The organism is Legionella jordanis, from assembly GCF_900637635.1.
Lineage (GTDB): Bacteria > Pseudomonadota > Gammaproteobacteria > Legionellales > Legionellaceae > Tatlockia > Tatlockia jordanis.
In genome coordinates this window covers 690,521-710,972 of the sequence record NZ_LR134383.1, presented here as the reverse complement: position 1 = coordinate 710,972, position 20,452 = coordinate 690,521, and the positions used below count along the sequence as shown (strand labels likewise).

Sequence of the window (20,452 nt, the reverse complement as noted above, 5' to 3'; positions counted from 1 at the left end):
CCATGACAACCGCTCAAAAAAATAACTTTAGAATGCCTCCTGAATGGCATCCTCATGCTGCCTGTTGGATGGCTTGGCCTTGCCACCAGGAAACCTGGAAACATATTGGCATGCAACGCGCTCGTGAAGCTTATGCCTTAGTGGCGAAAACCATCGCCCAATATGAACCGGTAAAGATGCTGGTTAATCCTGAAGATGAGACTTCGGCTAGGGAACTCTGCGGCCAGGGGATTGAACTCATTCCTTTATCTATTAATGACTCATGGACCAGGGACACAGGACCCAGTTTTCTGATTAATGATCAACAAGAACTTGCCGGTGTTGACTGGATCCATAATGCCTGGGGCGGTAATTACAGCGATTATGCTTTGGATAATGAAATTGCTGCAGCGATTATTCAAAGGGCCGGCGCCAGTCATTTTAAAGCGCCTCTGGTTATGGAAGGCGGTTCTTTCCACGTTGATGGAGAAGGCAGCATCCTCACCACTCGTGAATGCTTACTAAACCCAAACCGTAACCCTCATCTTTCTCAAAGCAAGATTGAAGATTACTTATGCAACTATCTAAATGCGAAAAAAGTAATTTGGCTAAACCAGGGCTTAGTGGGCGATGAAACCGATGGCCACATTGATGAAATCGCATGCTTCGTCGGTCCAGCCAAGGTTTTAGCCTTGATAACCCATGATAAGCAAGACGTCAATTATGCAAGATTGCATGAAAATTTGAATATCCTAAAGACATCAAAGGACGCGAAAGGCAGGCCTTTGGAAGTGATTACAGTTGAACAACCGCCGGCCACTTACCTCGATGGCGAGAGACTAACTCTGTCCTATATAAATTTTTACATGGCCAATAAAGGAATTGTTATGCCTGCGTTTGGCTATCCTGAATACGATAAAGCCGCTTATGAATTATTTAGCCGTTTATTTCCAGACTATGGGATTTCACAAATTAATGCGCTGGATGTTTTTGCTGGCGGGGGTGGTATACACTGCATTACACAGCAGCAACCTTTAGCCGGTTAGTAAACATCGCGCTAAGTATTCGACGGTCTATTTAAAACATTAAGAAGGAACTGCAATGACGACACGGGTATGGCAACCTACAGACCCCAAAGCGAGTAGAATGTGGGAGTTTATGGTTTTTGCGGGTGAAAAGCATCAGCAAAAATTTTCCCATTATCAGGAACTGTATCGGTGGTCAATTGAAAAACCACAAGAATTTTGGCCAAGTCTTTGCGATTATTTTCAGCTTCGATTCGACTGTGAAGCCGCTGAAATCATTAATCATTATGATCACATGATCAATGCCAAATGGTTTTCAGGGGCTCGTTTTAATTTTGCTGAAAAATTGCTCTCTCGTCGAGATGAAAAACCGGCCATTATTAGTCTCAATGAAAATGGCGATAAGGAAAGCATAAGTTATAAGCAATTGTACGAACAGGTCGCTCGTTGTGCTCAAGGTTTAAAAGAGATTGGCGTTGTTGCGGGGGATCGCGTAGCTGCCGTAATGCCTAATGTAGCTTTCACGATTATTGCCATGCTTGCGACGACATCCATTGGTGCCATTTGGTCCTCTTGTTCTTCGGATTTTGGTGCTCAGGCTGCGATTGATCGTTTGGGTCAAGTTGAACCTAAAGTGTTGTTTGCATGTGATGGCCATCAATATTTGGGTAAAATTCATGATGCCAGAGATAAAATTCAGGAAATCAGCAAGGCTATCCCTTCACTGCAAACGCTGGTAATTTGCCCAATTATTCATGGCAAGGAACACGCAAATCTTCTTCCTAAAGCCATTCACTGGGATGATTTTTTAAAATCAGCCACCGAGTGCCAATTTGAGAGCCTTCCTTTCGCACATCCTGTCTACATTCTTTTTTCTTCAGGAACCACTGGCAAGCCCAAATGCATCGTTCATGGGGCTGGCGGAACTTTATTACAGCATTTGAAAGAATTGGGTTTGCACAGTGACATCCGCAGTTACGACAATCTGTTCTTCTATACCACCTGCGGGTGGATGATGTGGAATTGGATGGTTTCCGTATTGGCTTTAGGAGCTACGCTAACCCTCTATGAAGGGGCGCCGACCTATCCCAATGCCAATCGCCTGTTCCATGTTATTGATGAAGAGAAAATCACCGTCTTTGGCACCAGTGCCAAATTCATTTCCAGCGTTGAGAAAGCCGGGGCAAGCCCACGTTATCAATATTCCTTAAGCAGTTTGCGCAGCATTTTATCGACTGGTTCTCCCCTACTCCCAAAGAATTACGATTACGTCTATCAACAAATTAAACCAGACGTTCAATTGAGCTCCATCTCGGGTGGAACTGATATCGTTTCCTGCTTCGCCCTAGGCAATCCGATTTTGCCAGTGTATCGAGGTGAGTTGCAGTGCCTTGGTCTAGGAATGGCTGTAGAAGTATTCAACGAACAAGGCCAATCAGTCATTGAAGAACGGGGGGAATTGGTTTGCACAAAAGCATTTCCTTCCATGCCGGTTGGTTTCTGGAATGACTCTGATCGTAAACTCTACAAACATGCCTATTTTGAGCGTTTCCCCGGTGTCTGGGCACATGGTGACTTTGCGGAAATTACCCCCCATCATGGCCTAATTATCTATGGCCGCTCCGATGCGGTCTTAAATCCAGGAGGTGTCAGGATTGGTACCGCTGAAATTTACCGTCAAGTGGAAAAAATTCCAGAAGTTCTGGACAGTGTGGTTATCGGACAAGACTGGCAAGATGACGTACGAGTCGTTTTATTTGTGAAACTCCGGGAAGGGCTGCAATTGAATGAGCAAATAGAGGTCAATATTCGCCAGACCATCAAACATCACGCCTCTCCTCGCCATGTTCCTGCGAAAATTCTTCAGGTGCCTGACATTCCGCGTACCATCAGTGGCAAAATCGTTGAAATTGCTGTTAGACAAGTTGTACATGGTCAAGATGTGCATAACCTGCAGTCTTTAGCCAATCCAGAAGCATTGGATCATTTTAAAAATCGGGAAGAGTTAAATGAATAAAACATTTAAACCTGAGGCAAACCAATGAAATGCCTAACCTTATTAATTGACTAGCATGAAATGAAAGTGCATTCCCTAGAGTTATTTTTTGACGTCATCCCATCTTTGTCTAGTGCGGAATTGGCGTCAGTACTCGTTATACCATTTAAACGATCATTTCATCTGGATTCCGGCTCAATTCAGTGACTTGAATTTTGCCCATATTTATTTGATTATTAACCCGAATTTTCATTTGTGTAAAAGATGATGCGAAATTTAAATATTATAATTGATGCCATTGATGTTGAGGTCAGCAAGGAATTAGCGCTGCGATTTAGTTCATTCAGTTACGCTGATTACAATATCAATTTCTCTGCTGTAAAATCGCTGCCGCAGCTAGAAAAATCTCTCCCTTTTTCCAAATCCATACCAGGTTATCAAATTATTATTTATTACTATTTTGATGAGGTTGGAGTAAATAGAACATCCATGCAGGATTATGCTGAACTGCAAACAATTGCTAATCAATTTAACAATTTTGTTAAGCAACAACTAAATTGTGATCAGAAATTGCGTGAGCTATTTACCCTTAATTCCTTAGACTCCCTGGACTCATTATTGCTTTTTGCGCAAACTGCAAATCAGGCAGATCCGCAATCCTCTTATCAACCAACGATGTTTTCCTCAAAGCTTAATAGCAATTATTACAATAGAAAAGCAAAAAAGGAGTTCATCGCTGGTGCTGTAGCTGGGTTATTCAGTATACCTTTGTTTTTTATTGAGCCGATAACTGCCACTCTTTTTGCCGTAGCAGCCATTCTCTTGATTGTTTCTGCTCTTCACCATCGTGGAAATGCCAAACAAGGCGATGAAGCTATTCTTCAAGCCCCTACGCAGGCCTCTATTTAATTCTCAAGTATAGGTAAGATATAGGGCGCTTGATAATTCCAATCTCTGCGCCAAAACTCTAACGCTTTGAAGTCTCAAAAAACCATCCAGCATTGTATAAATGCAAGTAAGATTATCTATAGAGGAATTTTTAGCACTTGTTGTTGAGGCCAATTGTTCTGCTCCCGCCAGGGAAAAAATAAACACTGATATAGGTCTGGCGTCATGCTGATAAATGCCCCATTGTTTTTTCGCTACAACTCAATAAATGGCAATTTGGCTAAACTTTATAATAAATTACTTAGAATTGTGGCATGGAATGAATTTAAAAACAGGTTGAAATAAGACCTTACTGCCACATTTCTTCATCTACCAAGAGTGCAACCATGGGATCTATGTTTAATTTTCGCGCCAGCAATCGGCTATTCACTCAATCGCTTAAATTCATGGCTAAAAATCCTCTTTTTTTTATGCTTCCCTTGTGCTCATTAGTATTGTCTTTCCTTCTTCTGCTGTTATTGGGATTTCTTATCCGCTGGGGAGCGCAAATAAACATTCAATATCTGAATCCACCTCATTATTACTGGTATTTTGAAGTAGTGGCATTTTTGCTTTTAACAGGCTTAATTGTGGTAGTGAACACGCTTAGCAATGCAATGCTGGTTTATATGGCTAAATTTAAATTAACAGGCCAGACCATTTCCTGGCAACAAACGATAAGGGCATGCTGGAGGCAACGCTATAACTTAATCTCTTGGGGAATATTTTTTACCTGTGCTGGATTTATTTTATCTTTACTGGAAAGGACGAGCGGGTTTAGTAGATTGGCGGCTACCGTCACGCAAGCTGCCTGGCATGTCTGTGCATTTTTAATGATGCCTTTCATTGTCATTGAGCAACGGTCGCCAAGCCTTGCTTTTGAAAAAGTACGCGATTATTTTACCAGCTCAGCCATTGTACAAGTAAATGTCTCCATTTTACTCGCTGTGTATCTATTGCCCATAGTCATTTTGATCCATTTATCTCCCAACATAGTCCCTCAGGATTATGTAGGAATCGTTAACCACTTTTGGCTTTATGCCTTATTGTTTTTATTTGTGGCTTGGTTAATTGTTGGGAATAGTGTAAATGCAATTTTAAAAACAGCTTTGTACTTAAAAATACAGGGGCAACATGATTTTTCAATTCTCAAACAAGAAGATATCAATAAGATAATGTGGGATAAGCCCAATTCAGCTTCATGGCGACGCTAAACAGGCATTTTTGGAGAAAGAGTTGGCCCCACTAAATAAAGCCCTGGGTTCCTCTAATACAAATCGGACAACATAGGCATTAAAGCCTATGCTGCCGCCCAGTTAATTCAAGGTTTTTGAAGTGCACTGAAGATCAGATTGGTCTTCGGTTTCCATGGGTTTAGAGGCAAAAAAACTGTGCGTTGAATTGTGACGCGTCGTGGTTTTTGCTTTTTTGATGGAGCCAACAGGCTGCAATTCATCTGACATCAGCTCTGTATAGGCTTCATCGTCAACCTTACGTTTACCTTCATGTTTGGCCTTTTTAGAAGACGAGGCATTCTTGCTCATCCCCTTTTTGCTCTCAGCAGTGGCTTGGTTTTGCTTAAGTAATTCAACATACATAATCCGACCGGCTTCTGCTTTGGCCATGGTATAATACAGCTCTTTTAACGCCCTTGTCAGAGAACCATTTTTACCTGCCATTTCGATGCTCTTTTTAAAGAGTGGGGCAAATTTTTTCTTGTCGGCTTCTCTTTCTTGCAAACGCTCTTCGAACTTAACTTCTTCTTCATCGGTTAAATTCTCAGGTTTTTTAAGTTCGGTTTGACTTTCCAATACACGCTTGAGATAGGCCAATTGCTGACCAAAGGAAATTTCTTTTTCAAATTGTTCCAAATGATTAGCCAATAAAGAATCTTTCCTTGAACCTATGGCTGCCTTGTATTCGGCACTTTCTTTTTGAAAACGAACTTGTTCTTGATCAACTAGAGCCTTTCGAATGAATTTAAGCTCAAGCATAATCTCCGCTAATACTTCGTTTTGCTCCGCAGCTAATGATCCTTGTCGATGCTTTACTTGCGATTCAGCTTCAAGTTTATTCAATTTCGTTTCAACAGCCCGAGCATGCTCTTCATAATGGGTTGAGGCCACTAAGGTTCGCTCCCGATATTTATTTAGGAAAGGGAGAATATTCACTGTAAAATCAAAACGCTCACTCACCTTCTGCTCAAATTCTGCTATGCGTTGAGCGAATCGACGCGGGGCTTTTTCTGCAGAATTAGCATGGTTTCCGGTTAGTCGACGAAGTCCGCCTTCCGTTCTCACGAAAGCCAATAATATGGTAGGGAGCTTTTCGGAGGCCTCAAAAATATCAGCTTGTTTAATAAAGTTAGGAAGGCGCTCAGGATCCTTGCCTAAAAGTCCTGCCAACGGTTTCAAAGCATTTAGGGGATTCATGACTTGCTGGACGAATCTTACTGTTAAATCGGTTGATGTCCTTATTGCTGCCAAGTCTTGAGTTCTTATCTCGGTTAAAAGTCTATTGTAATTTTTTTCAATACGCTTCAGTTCGGTTGCATATTCCGCTTCGAGTTTTTTTCGCTCGCTGGTTCTAATTTTTACAGCCATGATGTTCACCTACAACAATTCAATTTATAGACTATATCAGCTCTATATTAAGCGAAAATTAAGTTAAGGTGACAAATTTGTAAAGTTTTTTGACTAGCCTGATTCAACAAATTCAATTTTTACAAGAACTGTTTATTTCAAACTGAAATTGACGTATTATACTTTTGCGCCGATTTGAAATTCAGCTTGCGGGCGCTCAATGGTGTGAACTATTGTAAAACGGCTAAAGCGGGTAATTCCCTCCTCTTTGCCCCAGCTCGCTGTAACCCTCAAATTAAATGTAGATGTGATGATAGAATTAACAGGACTAAACAAATCCTATGCTGGCACTCTTGCTTTGCAAGATGTTGACCTATTCATTCAGGAAGGTGAAATTTTCGGCATCATTGGTCGCAGTGGAGCGGGTAAATCAACTTTGTTGCGTTGTATCAACTTACTGGAACAACCTGATCAAGGTGATGTGGTCATTGATAATGAAAGCATCACCACACTTTCCCCTAAAAAGCTTCGAGAAGCCCGCCATAAAATGGCCATGATCTTCCAGCACTTTAATCTTTTAAGTTCAAAAACAGTTTATGACAATATAGCCCTACCCATGCGAATACAGGGTATTGATGAAGCAACCATCCAGGCAAAAATTGAGGAGCTGCTTCCGCTGGTAGAACTGCAAGATAAAATTAATTTCTACCCTTCACAACTCAGTGGCGGCCAGAAACAACGCGTGGCCATTGCTCGCGCCCTAAGTTGCTCCCCTAAGATACTGCTTTGTGATGAGGCTACATCAGCCCTGGATCCAGAAACAACCAATGCAATTTTAGAATTGCTCAAGAAAATTAATCAATTATATGGCATTACCATCGTATTAATTACGCATGAAATGGATGTGGTTAAACGAATTTGCCATCGATTGGCACTTATGGAAAATGGCCAAATTCGAGAAGTGACCGCATTGGCCACCATTTTTAACAACCAAAACAGTCAAGCTCGCAGTATGCTTTATTCACAATTAAGTCCCGAATTGCCAGCTTGCCTTAAAAACTCCCTATCCCCGGTAGCAAACAATAAACCTCTCCTTCGTCTTTTTTTCCAAGGAGAAAATGCTACCGTGCCATTCATTAGTAAAACGAGTCGCGAACTGAATTTAGACATTAATATTTTATTAGCTAATATTGACCGTTTTGACCTGATCACTTGTGGCGTCCTGGTCGTTGAGTTAATCGCTGATGAATATTTACTGAATTCTTTTATTTCGCGTTGCGAAGAATCCAACTTAACTGTGGAGATTTTAGGCTATGTCACTGACGATGTTTTATGATTTATTGATCGCAAGTGCCGAAACACTCTACATGGTCATTGTAAGCACTTTTTTTGCCATTCTGCTTGGTTTGCCGCTGGGGACGCTTCTTTTTACAAGCAGCACCATTAAACCTAATGCCAAACTCAGCCGCAGCATTTCAGCGTTTATCAACTTCAGCCGTTCTATTCCCTTCATTATTTTATTGGTGGCCCTAATTCCTTTAACCCGCTTAATCGTAGGCACCTCCATTGGGATCCACGCCGCGATGGTACCTCTTAGCCTGGGGGCCACTCCTTTCTTTGCTCGTTTGGTGGACAATGTCTATCAAAATATTCCGCAGGGTTTAATTGAAGCTGGTTTCTCAATGGGAGCAAGCAGCATGCAGATGATTCGCTATATTTTATTACCAGAGGCATTTCCGGCACTGATTCAAGCCATTACTGTCACAGCCATTACTTTGGTTAATTATTCCGCAATGGCAGGCACAGTTGGCGGTGGCGGTTTGGGAGATTTGGCCATTCGTTACGGCTATCAACGCTTTAATGTAGTAATAATCCTAGCAACGGTTTTTGTGCTGGTGGTTATCGTGCAAGTGTTACAAATGATCGGTGATCGTTTAGCACGTCGCCTTACCCACAATTGAAAGCAAATTAATTATTTCGGTCAGGAGATTCGGTTCATGCGTATTATAGCTCTGGTTTTTCTAGCGTTTAGTTTACTGGCTTGCAACAAACCCTCACCCAACGTGCTCACGGTAGGCACGATTGCCGGTCCTGAAACCGATTTGGTGGAAGTGGCCAAAGAAGTGGCGATGAAACAGTACGGATTGGATATCAAAATTGTAGAATTTAACGATTACAATCTCCCCAATGAAGCTTTAGACGACGGCAGTCTTGATGCGAACGTCTATCAGCATTTACCCTACCTTCAATCCGCCATCAAGGCTCACGGCTACAATCTCGAAGCCATCGGAAAAACCTTTGTGTATCCTGCAGGCATATACTCTAATAAAATCAAATCACTGAACCAATTGCCTGATAAAGGCATCATTGCAATCCCCAATGATCCAAGCAACGAAGCACGAGCCCTTATTCTGTTGCAAAGAGCAGGATTAATTAAATTAAAAACTAATAATCCTTCTTCCATTGCTGACATTGCAAGCAATCCTAAGCATTTGTCGATCAAAGAATTGGATGCTGCGCAATTGCCCCGAATTTTAGCAGACGTTGATGCCGCAGTGATTAATACCACCTTTGCCATTCCTGCAGGACTGAGTCCCGCGCGCGATGCCATTTTTATTGAAGGCAAAGATTCACCCTATGCCAATTTAATTGTCATTCGTCGTGACAGCAGCAAGAGAGCGCAACTCGAACAATTCGTAAAGGCGATGAATTCACCGGAAGTCAAAGCAAAAGCCAAAGAGTTATTTGGTGACGGAGCCATCCCCGCGTGGTAGCTTTTACATAGCCCAGGAGTGTTTTCCGGCCCTCAAACCTAAGCTGCCTTGCTGAATGCTGTAAATTTTCTAATTTTTTGCAATTGCCCTGCTTGGCAGCTTAATTCTAAGTTAATAAATTAATGATATACTAAAAATTAATTTAGCCTTGCCGAGATTCGATCATGGGCCTGTTTACAAAACCATTTCTAAAGTATTTTAGTACCACGAAAGAATTGGATAAATCTTTTGGCCTGGATTCCAGAAGAAAATTTTTTGAACAATATTTGCAAAGTATTAACTTAAGCAATGGCCTTTCTGGGACCGATAGTTTTAATACTTATCAGTTAAGCTGTTTTTCTGAGTTAAAAGATTTCACAAGATATAAAGACGAAAAAGGCAACGCCCTTCTCAAAGGAACCTATTGGCAAAATTTGGAAGCCAATAACAATCATGCCAATGCTGCCAATGCTGCAATCAAAGCAGCCGTTGATGACCCGGGATTGCGCACTGATCTTGCCAACGCAGTCAATACATTTAATGCCGATATGGACATGATCAACAGTGAGTTGCAGAAAGTTCCACCAGGCATTGATCCAAGAAAGCTGCCTAACCTACTTCATGCCATAAAGGCAGAAGCTAAAACCGCCATTGAAGCTTATGAGTCGCAAGTTACCCAAAAGATAGAAGCGCTTCGACAGGATGCCAATTTCCGCAATGAATTTAAATCCGCCATGGGCTGGCCTTTGGATGCCACCAGCGATACCAAAGTGGATCAAGCCATTACCGAGCTAAAAGACACTTGGAAAAAGTCGCAAAAAAATGCTTTCAGCCAATTCGAAAAGACCTACAATGAGAGCATTAAAGATATCCAGGAAGCCATTCAACGGGAAAGAGATCGAATTGCTTACATCGGGGCCATGCGCGATCGCAATGATAAGGAATTCAGAGATGCCATTGACAAACTGATTCAGCAAAAAGGAGCTCAAGGAGCAGCTACTTTTTCTTCGAATCCAAATAGTGGCTCGGCCGATTTGAAAGGAATAAAAGTTGACGATCTTCCGCTGTTGAAAACCATAACCGGTAGAAACATACGCAAAGGAGAGGACGGTAGTTTTCACCTGGAATTGCCTTGGTATCACCGTGTGCAATATTGGTTCAGTCACCATCAAAAAATTGATTATGATATTCAAAGCATCGCTGAAGCCATTCGCGCCTGCGGTTATGACAAGATTACCATGGAAGTCTCTCACAATGATCCTGAGGAAGCTGAGGAATACGGTCGGAAGATGTATGAGGCTTGCATTAACGCCGGATTTGATCCAAAAAACATCACCATCAAAGTGAATGGTGAAGAAAGAAAACTCGAAAAAACCACAAAGGATGGCAAGGATACTCCCGGATTGTTTACAGGTTATGCCGGACGCCTTCAAAAAACCCATGAAACAGCTAAAAAGCTTAAAGAAGAACGCGAAAAGGCACTCAAAGATCCAACAGTCACTGATTTAGCCCAATATAAAGGGGAACTGCAAGCCTTACGGGATGCCCAAGCTCAACAGCAGCAGCAACAGCAACAACATATGCCTGCGCCAAACAACCCTTAATTTTTTAACCTAAAATTCCACTGTTTTTAACAGTGGAATTCTGTTATTTTTTCAGTAAGCCAAAAAAATTTAATGGAACTTGGCAGAGGGAGAATGCAATGACAATTCAACGGTTTGATGAGTTTGAGGCGGAAGTTGAAGATTTTAACAATTCTGAAGAAGTAGTAGAGTCCAATTTAAGCAAAAAGTTAGAAAGAAGGAGACGAATCGAAGAGCTTTTTGAGGAAAAGCGTTTACGACAAGAATTGGCGGAATTCGATTTAGTCTAATGGGCATAGGCAAGCACCATGCTTGCCATTTCAAGTCTTGATGTGGATTACTGAGTTAGCAATAAACATCAAATCTGACAGTTTTTCCCGGAATGCTGTAAGTTGGTTTGAAGAGGGTTGGTAAGGATTGCGGCCATTTCAGGACGACCCTATTTTTTACCCGGGATTTCGCCAGTTCTATTAATTCAAGGCTATCCGTATTGGGTTTAATAAACTCCTGCAAGGCTTGTAAGTCCTTTTTCACAAGTGCTGCTTTTTGACGTTCAGGATGCATGGGATCAATGTAGATGACGTCAGGATAGTTGTTTTCACTTAAACCATTCAGGTAATCAAATGCATCGGTTTTGATTAAACGCAGCTTCAACACGGCTTTTGAATGCTCATCTTGTCGCCTCAAAGCATCTTCCAACAAAGCGCCCATAATAGGTTCCCTTTCAAGCAGGATCACTTCAGCGCCGAAACTCGCAAGGACTGCCGCATCACGTCCCCAGCCTGCTGTGGCATCAATAATATGAATTCCAGGTCCAGGTTTGCAAGCTTTGACTAAACCCTGCTGTTTTCCTTCCTGCCGACGTTTTTGCCATATTCCGCTATTAAAGTCAGCGCACAAGGGTTTAAAGCCCTTCATCTTTAAGGCTATCTTATTGGACATGACCAGTAAACGGTGGTCCGCTTCATTGTCAATTTCAATATTTAGCGATGCGGCAAGCTCTTGGGCTCGCTCCAATTCAGCTGCAGTTTCATAGCCAATTTTAATGTCGTGGTTCATGTTCGGCTAGCAAATAATCAACGCATTCACTTAATGAATTAAAAACGGGAACAGAAGGATAGTCTTGCAAGCCAATGCGATCAGTCATTTGTGAAAGGACAATCATTGGAGTTGCCCCAGCAGCAAATGCGGCTTGAATATCGGAAACTCGATCGCCCACAAAGGGCACATTATCCAATGAAGAGCAATTTAAGCGTGTTGCTAACGCTTTGAGCATTCCAGGCTGAGGTTTTCGACAGCAACAACCGGCTTCGGGCAAATGGGTGCAATATTCAATGGCTTCAATTTCGCCCCCTGCCTCACGAACATCACTTAATAGCTTGTTATGGATTGCTGCTAAACCTTGTTCGTTATAAAGGCCGCGTGAAACACCTGATTGGTTGGTGGCAACACCGATACGATAGCCGGCTCGGTTCAGTCGAACGATTGCTTCGATGCTGCCTGGCAGAAAAATAAATTCGTCAACCGATTTTATATAATGGATTGAGTCCCGATTTATGACACCATCTCTGTCTAATAAAATTATTTTGCTCATGAATTCAGCTGCAACAAAGAGATATCAGCGACATTCTGCAATAATTGCTGTAAACGCAGCAGTAAATGCAAGCGATTCGTTTTAATCGCTGGCTCATCCACCATGACCATAACGTGCTCGAAAAAGGCATCCACGGGCTCACGCAAGCTGGCTAAGTTCTTAAGAATTATCCTGTAATCGGCTGTCTCATACAACGGCTCAAGTATTTGCTCCATAGCTTGTAGATGATCAAACAAAGCTTTTTCAGGCCCTTCCGTTAATAAATTCTCATTAAGACTTGCTGCTTCTTCATGAGAAAACTCAGCCTGCTGCAAAATGTTATTGACTCGTTTGCAGGCTGCAGCCAAAGAGCTTGCATCCGGTAAAGTGGTAAAATCTGCCAGTGCTTGAATTCGCTGATCAAAATCATAGAGCCATTCGTCTTGTCGAGCTCGAACGGCTTGAAACAGATCAATGCTTTTATTTTGGTTTTGATAATAGGATTGCATGCGCTCGAGAATGAAAATTTTCAATTCATCCAATGCCTCGGAATGGATTGGTAGTTGATAAATCTGCTTAGCTTCTTGAATCAAACTGGATAAGTTCAGTTTGGCGGGTATAGAAATAAGCATCCGGGCAACCGCTAAAGCATGTCGCCGGAGCTTAAACGGATCTTTCACACCCGAAGGCTTCTCACCGATTGCAAATATGCCCACCAAGGTATCTAGTCTGTCGGCTAAAGAAAGAGCTAAACCTAAGGAAGTTAGCGGTAATTCATCGGCAGCAAAACGCGGCATGTATTGTTCTTTGAGCGCAATAGCCACATCCAATGGTTCACCATCGTGCTGAGCATAATAAAACCCCATTAAACCCTGCAGTTCAGGAAATTCACCAACCATGCCAGTCATAAGATCACATTTTGATAACTCAGCCGCACGTTTAGCATGCTCTAAGGGCAGGTTTAATGCCGGGGCCAAGACCTTCATCAGTTGTTCAATTCGTTTCGCCTTGTCCCAAAGACTGCCAAGCTTGGCCTGGAAAACCACTTTTGTGGTAGCAGGAATTCGTTCGCTCAATGGCTGTTTTTTATCTTGTTCAAAAAAGAAAGCTGCGTCGCTTAATCTGGCGCGCATTACTTTTTCATTTCCCAGTGCGACTTGATTTGGATTTGAGCTTTGAATATTGGCCACAGTAATGAAATGAGGTAGCAAATTGCCAGCCTTATCTTGCAATGCAAAACATTTTTGATGCGATTGCATAGAGGCGATTAATGCTTCAGGGGGTACTTCTAAAAATTCTTCTTCAAAACTGGCCAATATAGCCTGAGGCCATTCCACAATGGAAGTAACTTCATCCACTAAGGATTCTGGCATAATGGCTTCAGCATTGTGCAAAGCTGCCAATTCAGTGACTTGTTGAATGATGTTTTCACGGCGAAGGTTAAAATCTGCAATGACAAAGGCATCCCTCAGCAAAGATTCATAAAACTGCGCTTGATTGATTGCTACAGGATGCGGGAAGTGGAAACGATGGCCATAGGTTAAACAGTTGGAGGAAACCCCCAGGATGGTTGCAGGAATAACTTCTTCGCCAAATAACAAAATTACCCAGTGCACAGGACGTGCAAATTCCTCATTTCCGTCACCCCAGCGCATGGGTTTAGCAATGGGTAAGCGCGCCAAAACTTCAGAAATCAGTGCTGGCAATAGTTTTGTTGTTGCTTGCCCCTCAACCGTCGTTTCATAAATCACCCACTCTCCTTTATCCGTTTTGCTGGTTGAGAGTTCAGAGGGCTCCACTTTGCAAGACTTGGCAAAACCTATTAAAGCTTGCGTCGGTTCGCCATTGCGATAAGCAGCATTCAAGGCTGGACCACGTCGAGAGATGATTTGACTCGGTTGTTGCTCCTCAAGATCCCGGATTAACACGGCCAGACGTCTGGGAGTAGCAAACAACTCTACTGGTCCATGCTTTAGTTGCGCTTTCTCCAAAGTGGCCAGTATGCCATCCTTCAACGATTCAGCTAAAGGGAATACAGAGGCCGAGGGCAATTCCTCGCATCCTAACTCAAACAAAAAATCATTGGTCATTACACACCTTTTGCATAGGGAAACCCAGAGCTTCGCGAGCATCATAGTAGGCTTGCGCAACCGCTCTTGATAATTGACGTACTCTAAGAATATAACGCTGCCTTTCCGTCACTGAAACGGCTTTTCTGGCGTCTAATAAATTAAATGTATGCGAAGCTTTCATCACCATTTCATAAGCTGGCAGAGCCAGGTTTAAACTCACCAGTTTCTGGGCTTCTGCTTCGTAGTTATCAAATTGCTTAAACAACAGTTCAATATTCGCGTGTTCGAAATTATATGCGGACATTTCAACTTCATTTTGATGAAATACATCCCCATAAGTCACAACACCCTGGGCAGTTTTACACCAGGGCAGGTCAAACAAATTGTCCACACCCAAAACAAACATGGCAATCCGCTCAAGTCCGTAGGTTAATTCACCAGTTACTGGCTTACATGGCAGTCCACCTACTTGTTGAAAATAGGTAAACTGAGAAATCTCCATGCCGTTTTGCCAGACTTCCCAACCCAAGCCCCAAGCTCCTAAAGTGGGTGATTCCCAGTTATCTTCGACAAATCGGATGTCATCCGTCAGGGGATCAACTCCCAGGGCACGTAAGGAATTTAGATATTTGTCCTGAATATCCAATGGAGAGGGTTTTAGCACAACCTGGAATTGATAATAATGTTGAACCCGATTGGGATTTTCGCCATAGCGTCCATCCGTGGGACGACGAGAGGGTTGTACATAAGCGGCAGCCCAGGGTTCAGGGCCGATGGCACGTAAAAAAGTGGCTGGATGGAAGGTTCCAGCCCCTACTTCCATATCTAAAGGTTGCAGCATTACACAGCCTTGGCTGGCCCAAAATTGCTGCAAAGTTAAAATAATGTCTTGAAAAGTACTAGGCTTGGTCATTTTCCGCCTCGATTACTGCCAGGTGGCCGATAGTAACATTTTTTTTGCCTGTGACAGAAGAACACCCACTATTTAAAGCTTCCTCTCTCAATGTCTAAGCTGCATTGCAAAAAGACTTAAGAGAATTCAATTCTTTGAATTCCGCGGCAAGCCGCGGAATAGAGATTCATTTCTTCAGTGATTTAAGCATTAGCTATTGCTGGACGCTTTTTTTATCATATCTTGCAATGCTTCTTCGCTGGCTGCCCCAGGGATAAAGGCTGGAGAGTTAGCGTCTTTGATTTGACCGCCAGGCGTGCCAAGAATGATGAAAGCGGGAGTCCCCATCAGATGCAATTTTTCAGCGAGTTGGCGATTTGCATTCAGGGCATCAGAAACAGCCTTGCTGTCCATATCCGTTTTTAGTTTCGTGAGATTCAAACCAAGTGCTTTCGCAGCATCCATCACAACTTGTTCATTCAAGCGTTTGTCTTGCTTGATTAAAGCGTCATGCATTTCCTGATACTTACCTTGCATTGCAGCCGCTAAAGCAGCTCTGGAAGCCAAATCCGAGCTCTTGCCGAATATGGGGAATTCTTTGTAGATGACTTTAAGATTGTTGTTTTTCTTAACCAAAGAACTAATGACCGGAGCCATTTTTTTGCAATGAATGCATTGGTAATCAAAAAATTCAACCAATGTGACATCACCTTTAGGATTGCCAACTACTGTCAAATTGTCGTTAAACAATTGGTTTGCATTTTGTTTAATGGCCGATTGTGCTTGCTCTTGCATGGCTTGCTGTTGCTTTTGCTGCAGAGCTTGCGAAGCTTCAAGCAGTACTTCAGGATTATTAACCAAATAATCGTGAATGATTTTTTCGACTTCCTTCTTCTGTGCCGCAGACATACTATCCGCAGTCTCTGCATTTGTAGCTGCTATGGCCACAGATGATGTCATTGCTGTTGCCAAAACACCAGCAGTTAATAGACTTGTAAATTTCACAGCCTTTCCCCTTGTTTAAAATGAACTATCGAATTAACGAAATTTAACGCGATTTTCGCCAACAGAAACCTAGCACCAGCTTGATTTAAATTCAATAACTTTTGCAATGAATATTCTGTGCCTGCCAGCATTTTGCTTGTTTCTGTAAAAAAAATCCAATCTGCAAAGATTTCTATAAAGCCAATAACGTCAAATGGCTGGATGATCTTCAAGCAGGGTTAAATTGGCATAAGCTAGAACAAGCCACTTGGTACCATGGTCGACAAACTTAATCTGCACTCTTGTATGCGCGCCACTACCTTCCACCGCAAGGACAACACCCAAGCCAAACTTGGAATGGCTCACATTTTGACCTAGTTTTAAACCAGCTTCTTGCGCTACGGCCGTCGACATATTCTTTTGGGAAAGAGGAGACTGAAAACGCGATTTTACACGAATCTCTTCCAGCAACTCTTCTGGTAACTCTCGAATAAAACGCGAGCGACGGTGATATTCCTCTCGTCCATATTGTCTTCGCACCTCGGCATAAGACAAAATTAATTTCTCCATGGCGCGCGTCATTCCCACATAGCAAAGTCGGCGCTCCTCCTCCAAACGACCCGGCTCCTCCAGACTTTGTTTGCTTGGGAAGACACCCTCCTCCATTCCCGTGAGGAAAACCAGAGGGAACTCCAAGCCTTTGGCGGAATGAAGAGTCATCAGATGCACCGAACGCTCGTGTTCTTGAGCCTGCATTTCACCCGCTTCCAGGGACGCATGGGATAAGAAGGCAACGAGCGTGGGGAGGTCTTCTTCGATTTCCTGTTCATAGCGAAATTGTTTGGCAGCATTCACCAATTCTTGCAAGTTATCAAGGCGTGATTCAGCCTTATCCCCCTTTATCTTGGCGAAATGTGCATATAAGCCACTACCCTCCAGCACTGCAGCAATTTGCTGATCCAATTCCTTATTTTCAATCTGCAGCTGCAACTGCTCCATCAGTTGAATGAACTTTGACAGGGAGCTCGCGGCCCTTTGCGGTAAGCGTTCTTCTTTTAATAGTTCATGTGCAGCTTGCCATAATGAAATGTCTTGTCCCTTGGCCAAATGACGCAGCTCTTCCAAAGTCTTTTCGCCTATTCCACGTGTGGGAAAATTCACAATCCGTTCAAAGGCGGTATCGTCATAGGGATTAGCCAGCATACGCAGATAAGCGAGGGTATCTTTGACCTCTGCTCGTTCAAAGAAGCGCACGCCACCGTATATACGGTAGGCAATGCCAGCACGCAAGAGCGCTTCCTCAATTACCCGAGACTGGGCGTTAGAGCGGTAAAGAATGGCAATGTCGTCTGCACTTCGCCCGTTGTTAATTTCCATTTGGATGCGTTCGCTTAAAAACCGAGCTTCATCGAGCTCATTGAAAGCGGTATAAACCATTATTTTTTCGCCACTTCCTCCAGCAGTCCATAAATTTTTACCCATGCGCGAATTATTGTGGTTAATTAAAACATTAGCTGCCTCTAAAATCGTAGCGGTTGAGCGGTAGTTTTGCTCCAGGCGCACCACCAAAGTGGAATTAAAATCTTGCGGGAACTGCTGGATGTTTTCCACTTTCGCTCCACGCCATCCGTAAATGGATTGATCATCATCCCCTACGGCCATGACTGCAGCCCCACCTCCGGCAAGAAGGCGTATCCAGGCATATTGAATGGTATTCGTATCCTGGAATTCATCCACTAAAATGGCTTGGAAACGCTGTTGATAATGCGCGAGGATATCCGGGTTATCTCTCAATAACTCCTGCGTGCGCAGCAGCAATTCGGCAAAATCAATTACGCCAGCCGTTTGGCATGCCTGTTCATAGGCTCGATAAATCTGAACCAGAGTTCGCGTGGGCCCATAAGGCAGGATATGAACATGATCGGGTCTTAAACCCTCATCCTTATTGCCATTAATAAACGCCTGCGCCTGTTTTACCGGCCACTGATCTTCATCCAGGTTTAAGGAGGCTAAAACGCGTTTTATTACTCTGGCTTGATCTTCACTGTCTAAAATATGAAATTGTTCCGGGAGATTGGCAACTTTATAATGGCGACGCAACAATCGATGACAAAGACTATGGAAAGTACCCACCCATAAACCCACTAAAGGTGCTGCCAACATGGCATTTAAACGGCTTTTCATTTCGCCAGCTGCTTTATTCGTGAAAGTCACAGCGAGTATTGAATGAGGCGGAATATGTTCTTGTTCAATTAACCAGGCAATGCGGCTAACCAGCACTCTCGTCTTGCCACTGCCAGCCCCTGCCAATACCAGGGTATTTCCCAAAGGTGCAGCAACGGCCTCGCGTTGCCTCTCGTTTAAGCCCTCAAGCAGTGCTGTCATTCACAAAACCTATAAACTAAAAAACTGTAATGCATTATCTTAAATTTAGCAGCCAAAGACAAAAAGTTTAGATTTATTCTTGTTTATTAGCTCTATGCCGGTGCAAACAAACTTTCCAACTCATGGAGGGAGGTATAAGATTATATAAAACAATACAAGGAGGTTTATGTATTCCCTTTATCCTGCCATTAAGCCCTATCAACGTCATGAATTCGCTGTTAGTGCCCCACACGTGCTGTATATCGAGGAAGTTGGCAATCCTAAGGGCAAACCGGTCGTGGTTTTGCATACGGGGCCAGGCGCTGGAGGCGATTCCTATTTACGGCGATTTTTTGATCCGGACCTCTACCGTATTATTCTTTTTGATCAACGCGGTTGTGGGCGGTCAACCCCCCATGCGGAATTAAAGCATAATACAACCCAGGATTTGGTAGAAGACATTGAAGCCATTCGCGAATACTTAGGAATCAGCAGATTCGTGCTTTTTGGCGGTGGCTGGGGTTCACTTCTCGCCCTGGTTTATGCCCAAACCTATCCAATGCATGTGGCTGCATTACTGTTGCACCAAATTTTTTTGGGACGTCGCAGGGACATAGATTGGTTTTATAAATCTGGCGCTAACGTTATTTTTCCAGATTACTGGCAAGATTTTATCAGCATTGTGCCCCCTGAAGAACAACACCATATCTGCAAATACTATGCGAATTGCCTTCAGGGAAATAATGAATTGGCCCGCATGGCTGCAGCCAAACACTGGGCTTTGTGGCAAGCACGTTGCGGCAGCTTACATCCGCATTTAAGTGTGATTGATCAATTTAGCTCACCGCATTTTGCCCTGGCCTTGGCCAAACTGGAATCGCACTACATCAACCATCATTTTTTTCTTTCAGACAATCAAATTATTAACAACGTCCATAAAATCCGCCACATCCCAAGCTTTCTCATTCATGGCCGTTACGATATGATTTGCCCTTTGGCAGGAGCTTGGGATTTACACCAGGTTTTGTCTGCCTCGTCATTGAGAATTGTTCGCGATGCCGGGCACTCAGCACGTGAGGCTGGGATTATTGATGCCTTGATCGCCGCAAGTCGAGAAATTGCTCGGCAGGATTTGGATGTATGTTAACTGTTCTACAGCGGGTTCTTGAGGCTCGTGTTGATGTTGCAGGCAAAACCATTGCCGCAATTACTCAAGGTTTGCTTATTCTTTGTGGGTTTGAGACCAAAGATGATGTTGAAACCTTAAACAGAATGTTGGAGAAATGCTTAAATTACCGCATTTTTAGTGATTCACAGGGCAAGCTGAATTTAAGTCTTAAAGACATTCAAGGGGGTCTTCTTTTAGTGCCTCAATTTACTTTAGTCGCAGATACTAAGAAAGGATTGCGACCAAGCTTTTCCTCTGGGGCTTCCCCCGCTAGAGGCCAGGCTTTATTTGAACAGCTCCTGCAACTTGCCAAGCAGAAGTACCCCTGGATAGCCCAGGGGCAATTTGGAGCAGACATGCAAGTGATTTTGTGCAATGACGGGCCGGTGACTTTTATCCTTGAGTTTTAGTGATCTCAAAGCCTTATTGGCTTAAGTGAAAAGCCCATAAGCTGAGTCATCATCAAAGTTAGGTTCTTTGAATGGGGTTATTGGTGGGTTTAGGAATTCACAGAGAAATTATCTTTTAAATATCTGAATCTCTTTAGTTTTCAA

At 43.1% G+C, this 20,452-nt stretch carries 18 protein-coding genes; 11 read left to right on the top strand and 7 right to left on the bottom strand.

Annotation, left to right across the window (positions count from 1 at the left end; all coding sequences use genetic code 11):
- Positions 1 to 2 precede the first annotated feature (2 nt).
- The 4 genes from EL203_RS03410 to EL203_RS03395 all read left to right on the top strand — a co-directional run bounded on the left by EL203_RS03410 (position 3) and on the right by EL203_RS03395 (position 5,141).
- On the top strand, positions 3 to 1,025 hold the full coding sequence (locus EL203_RS03410) for an agmatine deiminase family protein (protein ID WP_058470510.1): 1,023 nt from the start codon (positions 3 to 5) through the stop codon (positions 1,023 to 1,025).
- A 55-nt stretch (positions 1,026 to 1,080) separates the two neighbouring features.
- Positions 1,081 to 3,021, top strand: a complete 1,941-nt coding sequence (locus EL203_RS03405; protein WP_058470511.1) for an acetoacetate--CoA ligase — start codon at positions 1,081 to 1,083, stop codon at positions 3,019 to 3,021.
- A 243-nt stretch (positions 3,022 to 3,264) separates the two neighbouring features.
- On the top strand, positions 3,265 to 3,909 hold the full coding sequence (locus EL203_RS03400; RefSeq protein ID WP_058470512.1) for a hypothetical protein: 645 nt from the start codon (positions 3,265 to 3,267) through the stop codon (positions 3,907 to 3,909).
- Positions 3,910 to 4,274: 365 nt separating this feature from the next.
- On the top strand, positions 4,275 to 5,141 hold the full coding sequence (locus EL203_RS03395) for a DUF6159 family protein (RefSeq protein WP_126320085.1): 867 nt from the start codon (positions 4,275 to 4,277) through the stop codon (positions 5,139 to 5,141).
- A 102-nt stretch (positions 5,142 to 5,243) separates the two neighbouring features.
- On the opposite strand, the gene EL203_RS03390 is transcribed toward EL203_RS03395, so the two are convergent.
- A complete protein-coding gene (locus tag EL203_RS03390; protein WP_058470514.1) occupies positions 5,244 to 6,530 on the bottom strand; it encodes a hypothetical protein in 1,287 nt (428 codons plus the stop codon).
- Positions 6,531 to 6,819: 289 nt separating this feature from the next.
- On the opposite strand from EL203_RS03390, the gene EL203_RS03385 reads away from it, so the two are divergent.
- The 5 genes from EL203_RS03385 to EL203_RS14290 all read left to right on the top strand — a co-directional run bounded on the left by EL203_RS03385 (position 6,820) and on the right by EL203_RS14290 (position 11,135).
- Complete coding sequence (locus tag EL203_RS03385; protein ID WP_058470515.1) at positions 6,820 to 7,845, top strand: methionine ABC transporter ATP-binding protein; 1,026 nt, start codon at positions 6,820 to 6,822, stop codon at positions 7,843 to 7,845.
- Complete coding sequence (locus EL203_RS03380; protein ID WP_058470516.1) at positions 7,823 to 8,470, top strand: methionine ABC transporter permease; 648 nt, start codon at positions 7,823 to 7,825, stop codon at positions 8,468 to 8,470. The genes EL203_RS03385 and EL203_RS03380 overlap by 23 nt, the downstream gene beginning before the upstream one ends.
- 36 nt (positions 8,471 to 8,506) lie before the next feature.
- Entirely contained in the window at positions 8,507 to 9,283 is a 777-nt protein-coding gene (locus EL203_RS03375; protein ID WP_058470517.1) for a MetQ/NlpA family ABC transporter substrate-binding protein, read from the top strand.
- Between the two features lie 164 nt (positions 9,284 to 9,447).
- A complete protein-coding gene (locus EL203_RS03370; protein ID WP_058470518.1) occupies positions 9,448 to 10,866 on the top strand; it encodes a hypothetical protein in 1,419 nt (472 codons plus the stop codon).
- 98 nt (positions 10,867 to 10,964) lie between these two features.
- Positions 10,965 to 11,135, top strand: coding sequence for a PA3496 family putative envelope integrity protein (locus EL203_RS14290; protein WP_165481219.1), 171 nt, complete (start codon positions 10,965 to 10,967; stop codon positions 11,133 to 11,135).
- A 55-nt stretch (positions 11,136 to 11,190) separates the two neighbouring features.
- Here EL203_RS14290 and EL203_RS03365 read toward each other — a convergent pair whose 3' ends face one another.
- The 6 genes from EL203_RS03365 to uvrD form a co-directional block, all read right to left on the bottom strand.
- Positions 11,191 to 11,904, bottom strand: a complete 714-nt coding sequence (locus tag EL203_RS03365; protein ID WP_058470519.1) for a class I SAM-dependent methyltransferase — start codon at positions 11,902 to 11,904, stop codon at positions 11,191 to 11,193.
- Positions 11,888 to 12,439, bottom strand: a complete 552-nt coding sequence (gene gmhB / locus EL203_RS03360; protein ID WP_058470520.1) for a D-glycero-beta-D-manno-heptose 1,7-bisphosphate 7-phosphatase — start codon at positions 12,437 to 12,439, stop codon at positions 11,888 to 11,890. The genes EL203_RS03365 and gmhB overlap by 17 nt, the downstream gene beginning before the upstream one ends.
- A complete protein-coding gene (glyS, locus tag EL203_RS03355; protein WP_058470521.1) occupies positions 12,436 to 14,508 on the bottom strand; it encodes a glycine--tRNA ligase subunit beta in 2,073 nt (690 codons plus the stop codon). The genes gmhB and glyS overlap by 4 nt, the downstream gene beginning before the upstream one ends.
- Positions 14,498 to 15,403: a glycine--tRNA ligase subunit alpha gene (glyQ, locus tag EL203_RS03350; protein WP_058470522.1), complete on the bottom strand. Its 906-nt coding sequence runs from the start codon at positions 15,401 to 15,403 to the stop codon at positions 14,498 to 14,500. The genes glyS and glyQ overlap by 11 nt, the downstream gene beginning before the upstream one ends.
- A 189-nt stretch (positions 15,404 to 15,592) precedes the next feature.
- Complete coding sequence (locus EL203_RS03345; RefSeq protein WP_058470523.1) at positions 15,593 to 16,387, bottom strand: DsbA family protein; 795 nt, start codon at positions 16,385 to 16,387, stop codon at positions 15,593 to 15,595.
- Positions 16,388 to 16,576: 189 nt separating this feature from the next.
- Positions 16,577 to 18,751, bottom strand: a complete 2,175-nt coding sequence (uvrD, locus tag EL203_RS03340; protein WP_122224909.1) for a DNA helicase II — start codon at positions 18,749 to 18,751, stop codon at positions 16,577 to 16,579.
- A 166-nt stretch (positions 18,752 to 18,917) separates the two neighbouring features.
- Here uvrD and pip point away from each other — a divergent pair, with 166 nt between their 5' ends.
- Both pip and dtd read left to right on the top strand, forming a co-directional pair.
- The gene (pip, locus tag EL203_RS03335; protein ID WP_058470525.1) at positions 18,918 to 19,877 is read left to right on the top strand and encodes a prolyl aminopeptidase; all 960 of its coding nucleotides are present in this window, start codon (positions 18,918 to 18,920) and stop codon (positions 19,875 to 19,877) included.
- The gene (dtd, locus tag EL203_RS03330; RefSeq protein WP_058470526.1) at positions 19,871 to 20,308 is read left to right on the top strand and encodes a D-aminoacyl-tRNA deacylase; all 438 of its coding nucleotides are present in this window, start codon (positions 19,871 to 19,873) and stop codon (positions 20,306 to 20,308) included. Before pip ends, dtd begins: the two co-directional genes overlap by 7 nt.
- Positions 20,309 to 20,452 lie beyond the last annotated feature (144 nt).

Coding starts and splice junctions, on each gene's coding strand:
- EL203_RS03410 (WP_058470510.1), top strand. CDS start 3: ATGACAACCGCTCAAAAAAATAACTTTAGAATGCCTCCTGAATGGCAT.
- EL203_RS03405 (WP_058470511.1), top strand. CDS start 1,081: ATGACGACACGGGTATGGCAACCTACAGACCCCAAAGCGAGTAGAATG.
- EL203_RS03400 (WP_058470512.1), top strand. CDS start 3,265: ATGATGCGAAATTTAAATATTATAATTGATGCCATTGATGTTGAGGTC.
- EL203_RS03395 (WP_126320085.1), top strand. CDS start 4,275: ATGGGATCTATGTTTAATTTTCGCGCCAGCAATCGGCTATTCACTCAA.
- EL203_RS03390 (WP_058470514.1), bottom strand. CDS start 6,530: ATGGCTGTAAAAATTAGAACCAGCGAGCGAAAAAAACTCGAAGCGGAA.
- EL203_RS03385 (WP_058470515.1), top strand. CDS start 6,820: ATGATAGAATTAACAGGACTAAACAAATCCTATGCTGGCACTCTTGCT.
- EL203_RS03380 (WP_058470516.1), top strand. CDS start 7,823: ATGTCACTGACGATGTTTTATGATTTATTGATCGCAAGTGCCGAAACA.
- EL203_RS03375 (WP_058470517.1), top strand. CDS start 8,507: ATGCGTATTATAGCTCTGGTTTTTCTAGCGTTTAGTTTACTGGCTTGC.
- EL203_RS03370 (WP_058470518.1), top strand. CDS start 9,448: ATGGGCCTGTTTACAAAACCATTTCTAAAGTATTTTAGTACCACGAAA.
- EL203_RS14290 (WP_165481219.1), top strand. CDS start 10,965: ATGACAATTCAACGGTTTGATGAGTTTGAGGCGGAAGTTGAAGATTTT.
- EL203_RS03365 (WP_058470519.1), bottom strand. CDS start 11,904: ATGAACCACGACATTAAAATTGGCTATGAAACTGCAGCTGAATTGGAG.
- gmhB (WP_058470520.1), bottom strand. CDS start 12,439: ATGAGCAAAATAATTTTATTAGACAGAGATGGTGTCATAAATCGGGAC.
- glyS (WP_058470521.1), bottom strand. CDS start 14,508: ATGACCAATGATTTTTTGTTTGAGTTAGGATGCGAGGAATTGCCCTCG.
- glyQ (WP_058470522.1), bottom strand. CDS start 15,403: ATGACCAAGCCTAGTACTTTTCAAGACATTATTTTAACTTTGCAGCAA.
- uvrD (WP_122224909.1), bottom strand. CDS start 18,751: ATGACAGCACTGCTTGAGGGCTTAAACGAGAGGCAACGCGAGGCCGTT.
- pip (WP_058470525.1), top strand. CDS start 18,918: ATGTATTCCCTTTATCCTGCCATTAAGCCCTATCAACGTCATGAATTC.
- dtd (WP_058470526.1), top strand. CDS start 19,871: ATGTTAACTGTTCTACAGCGGGTTCTTGAGGCTCGTGTTGATGTTGCA.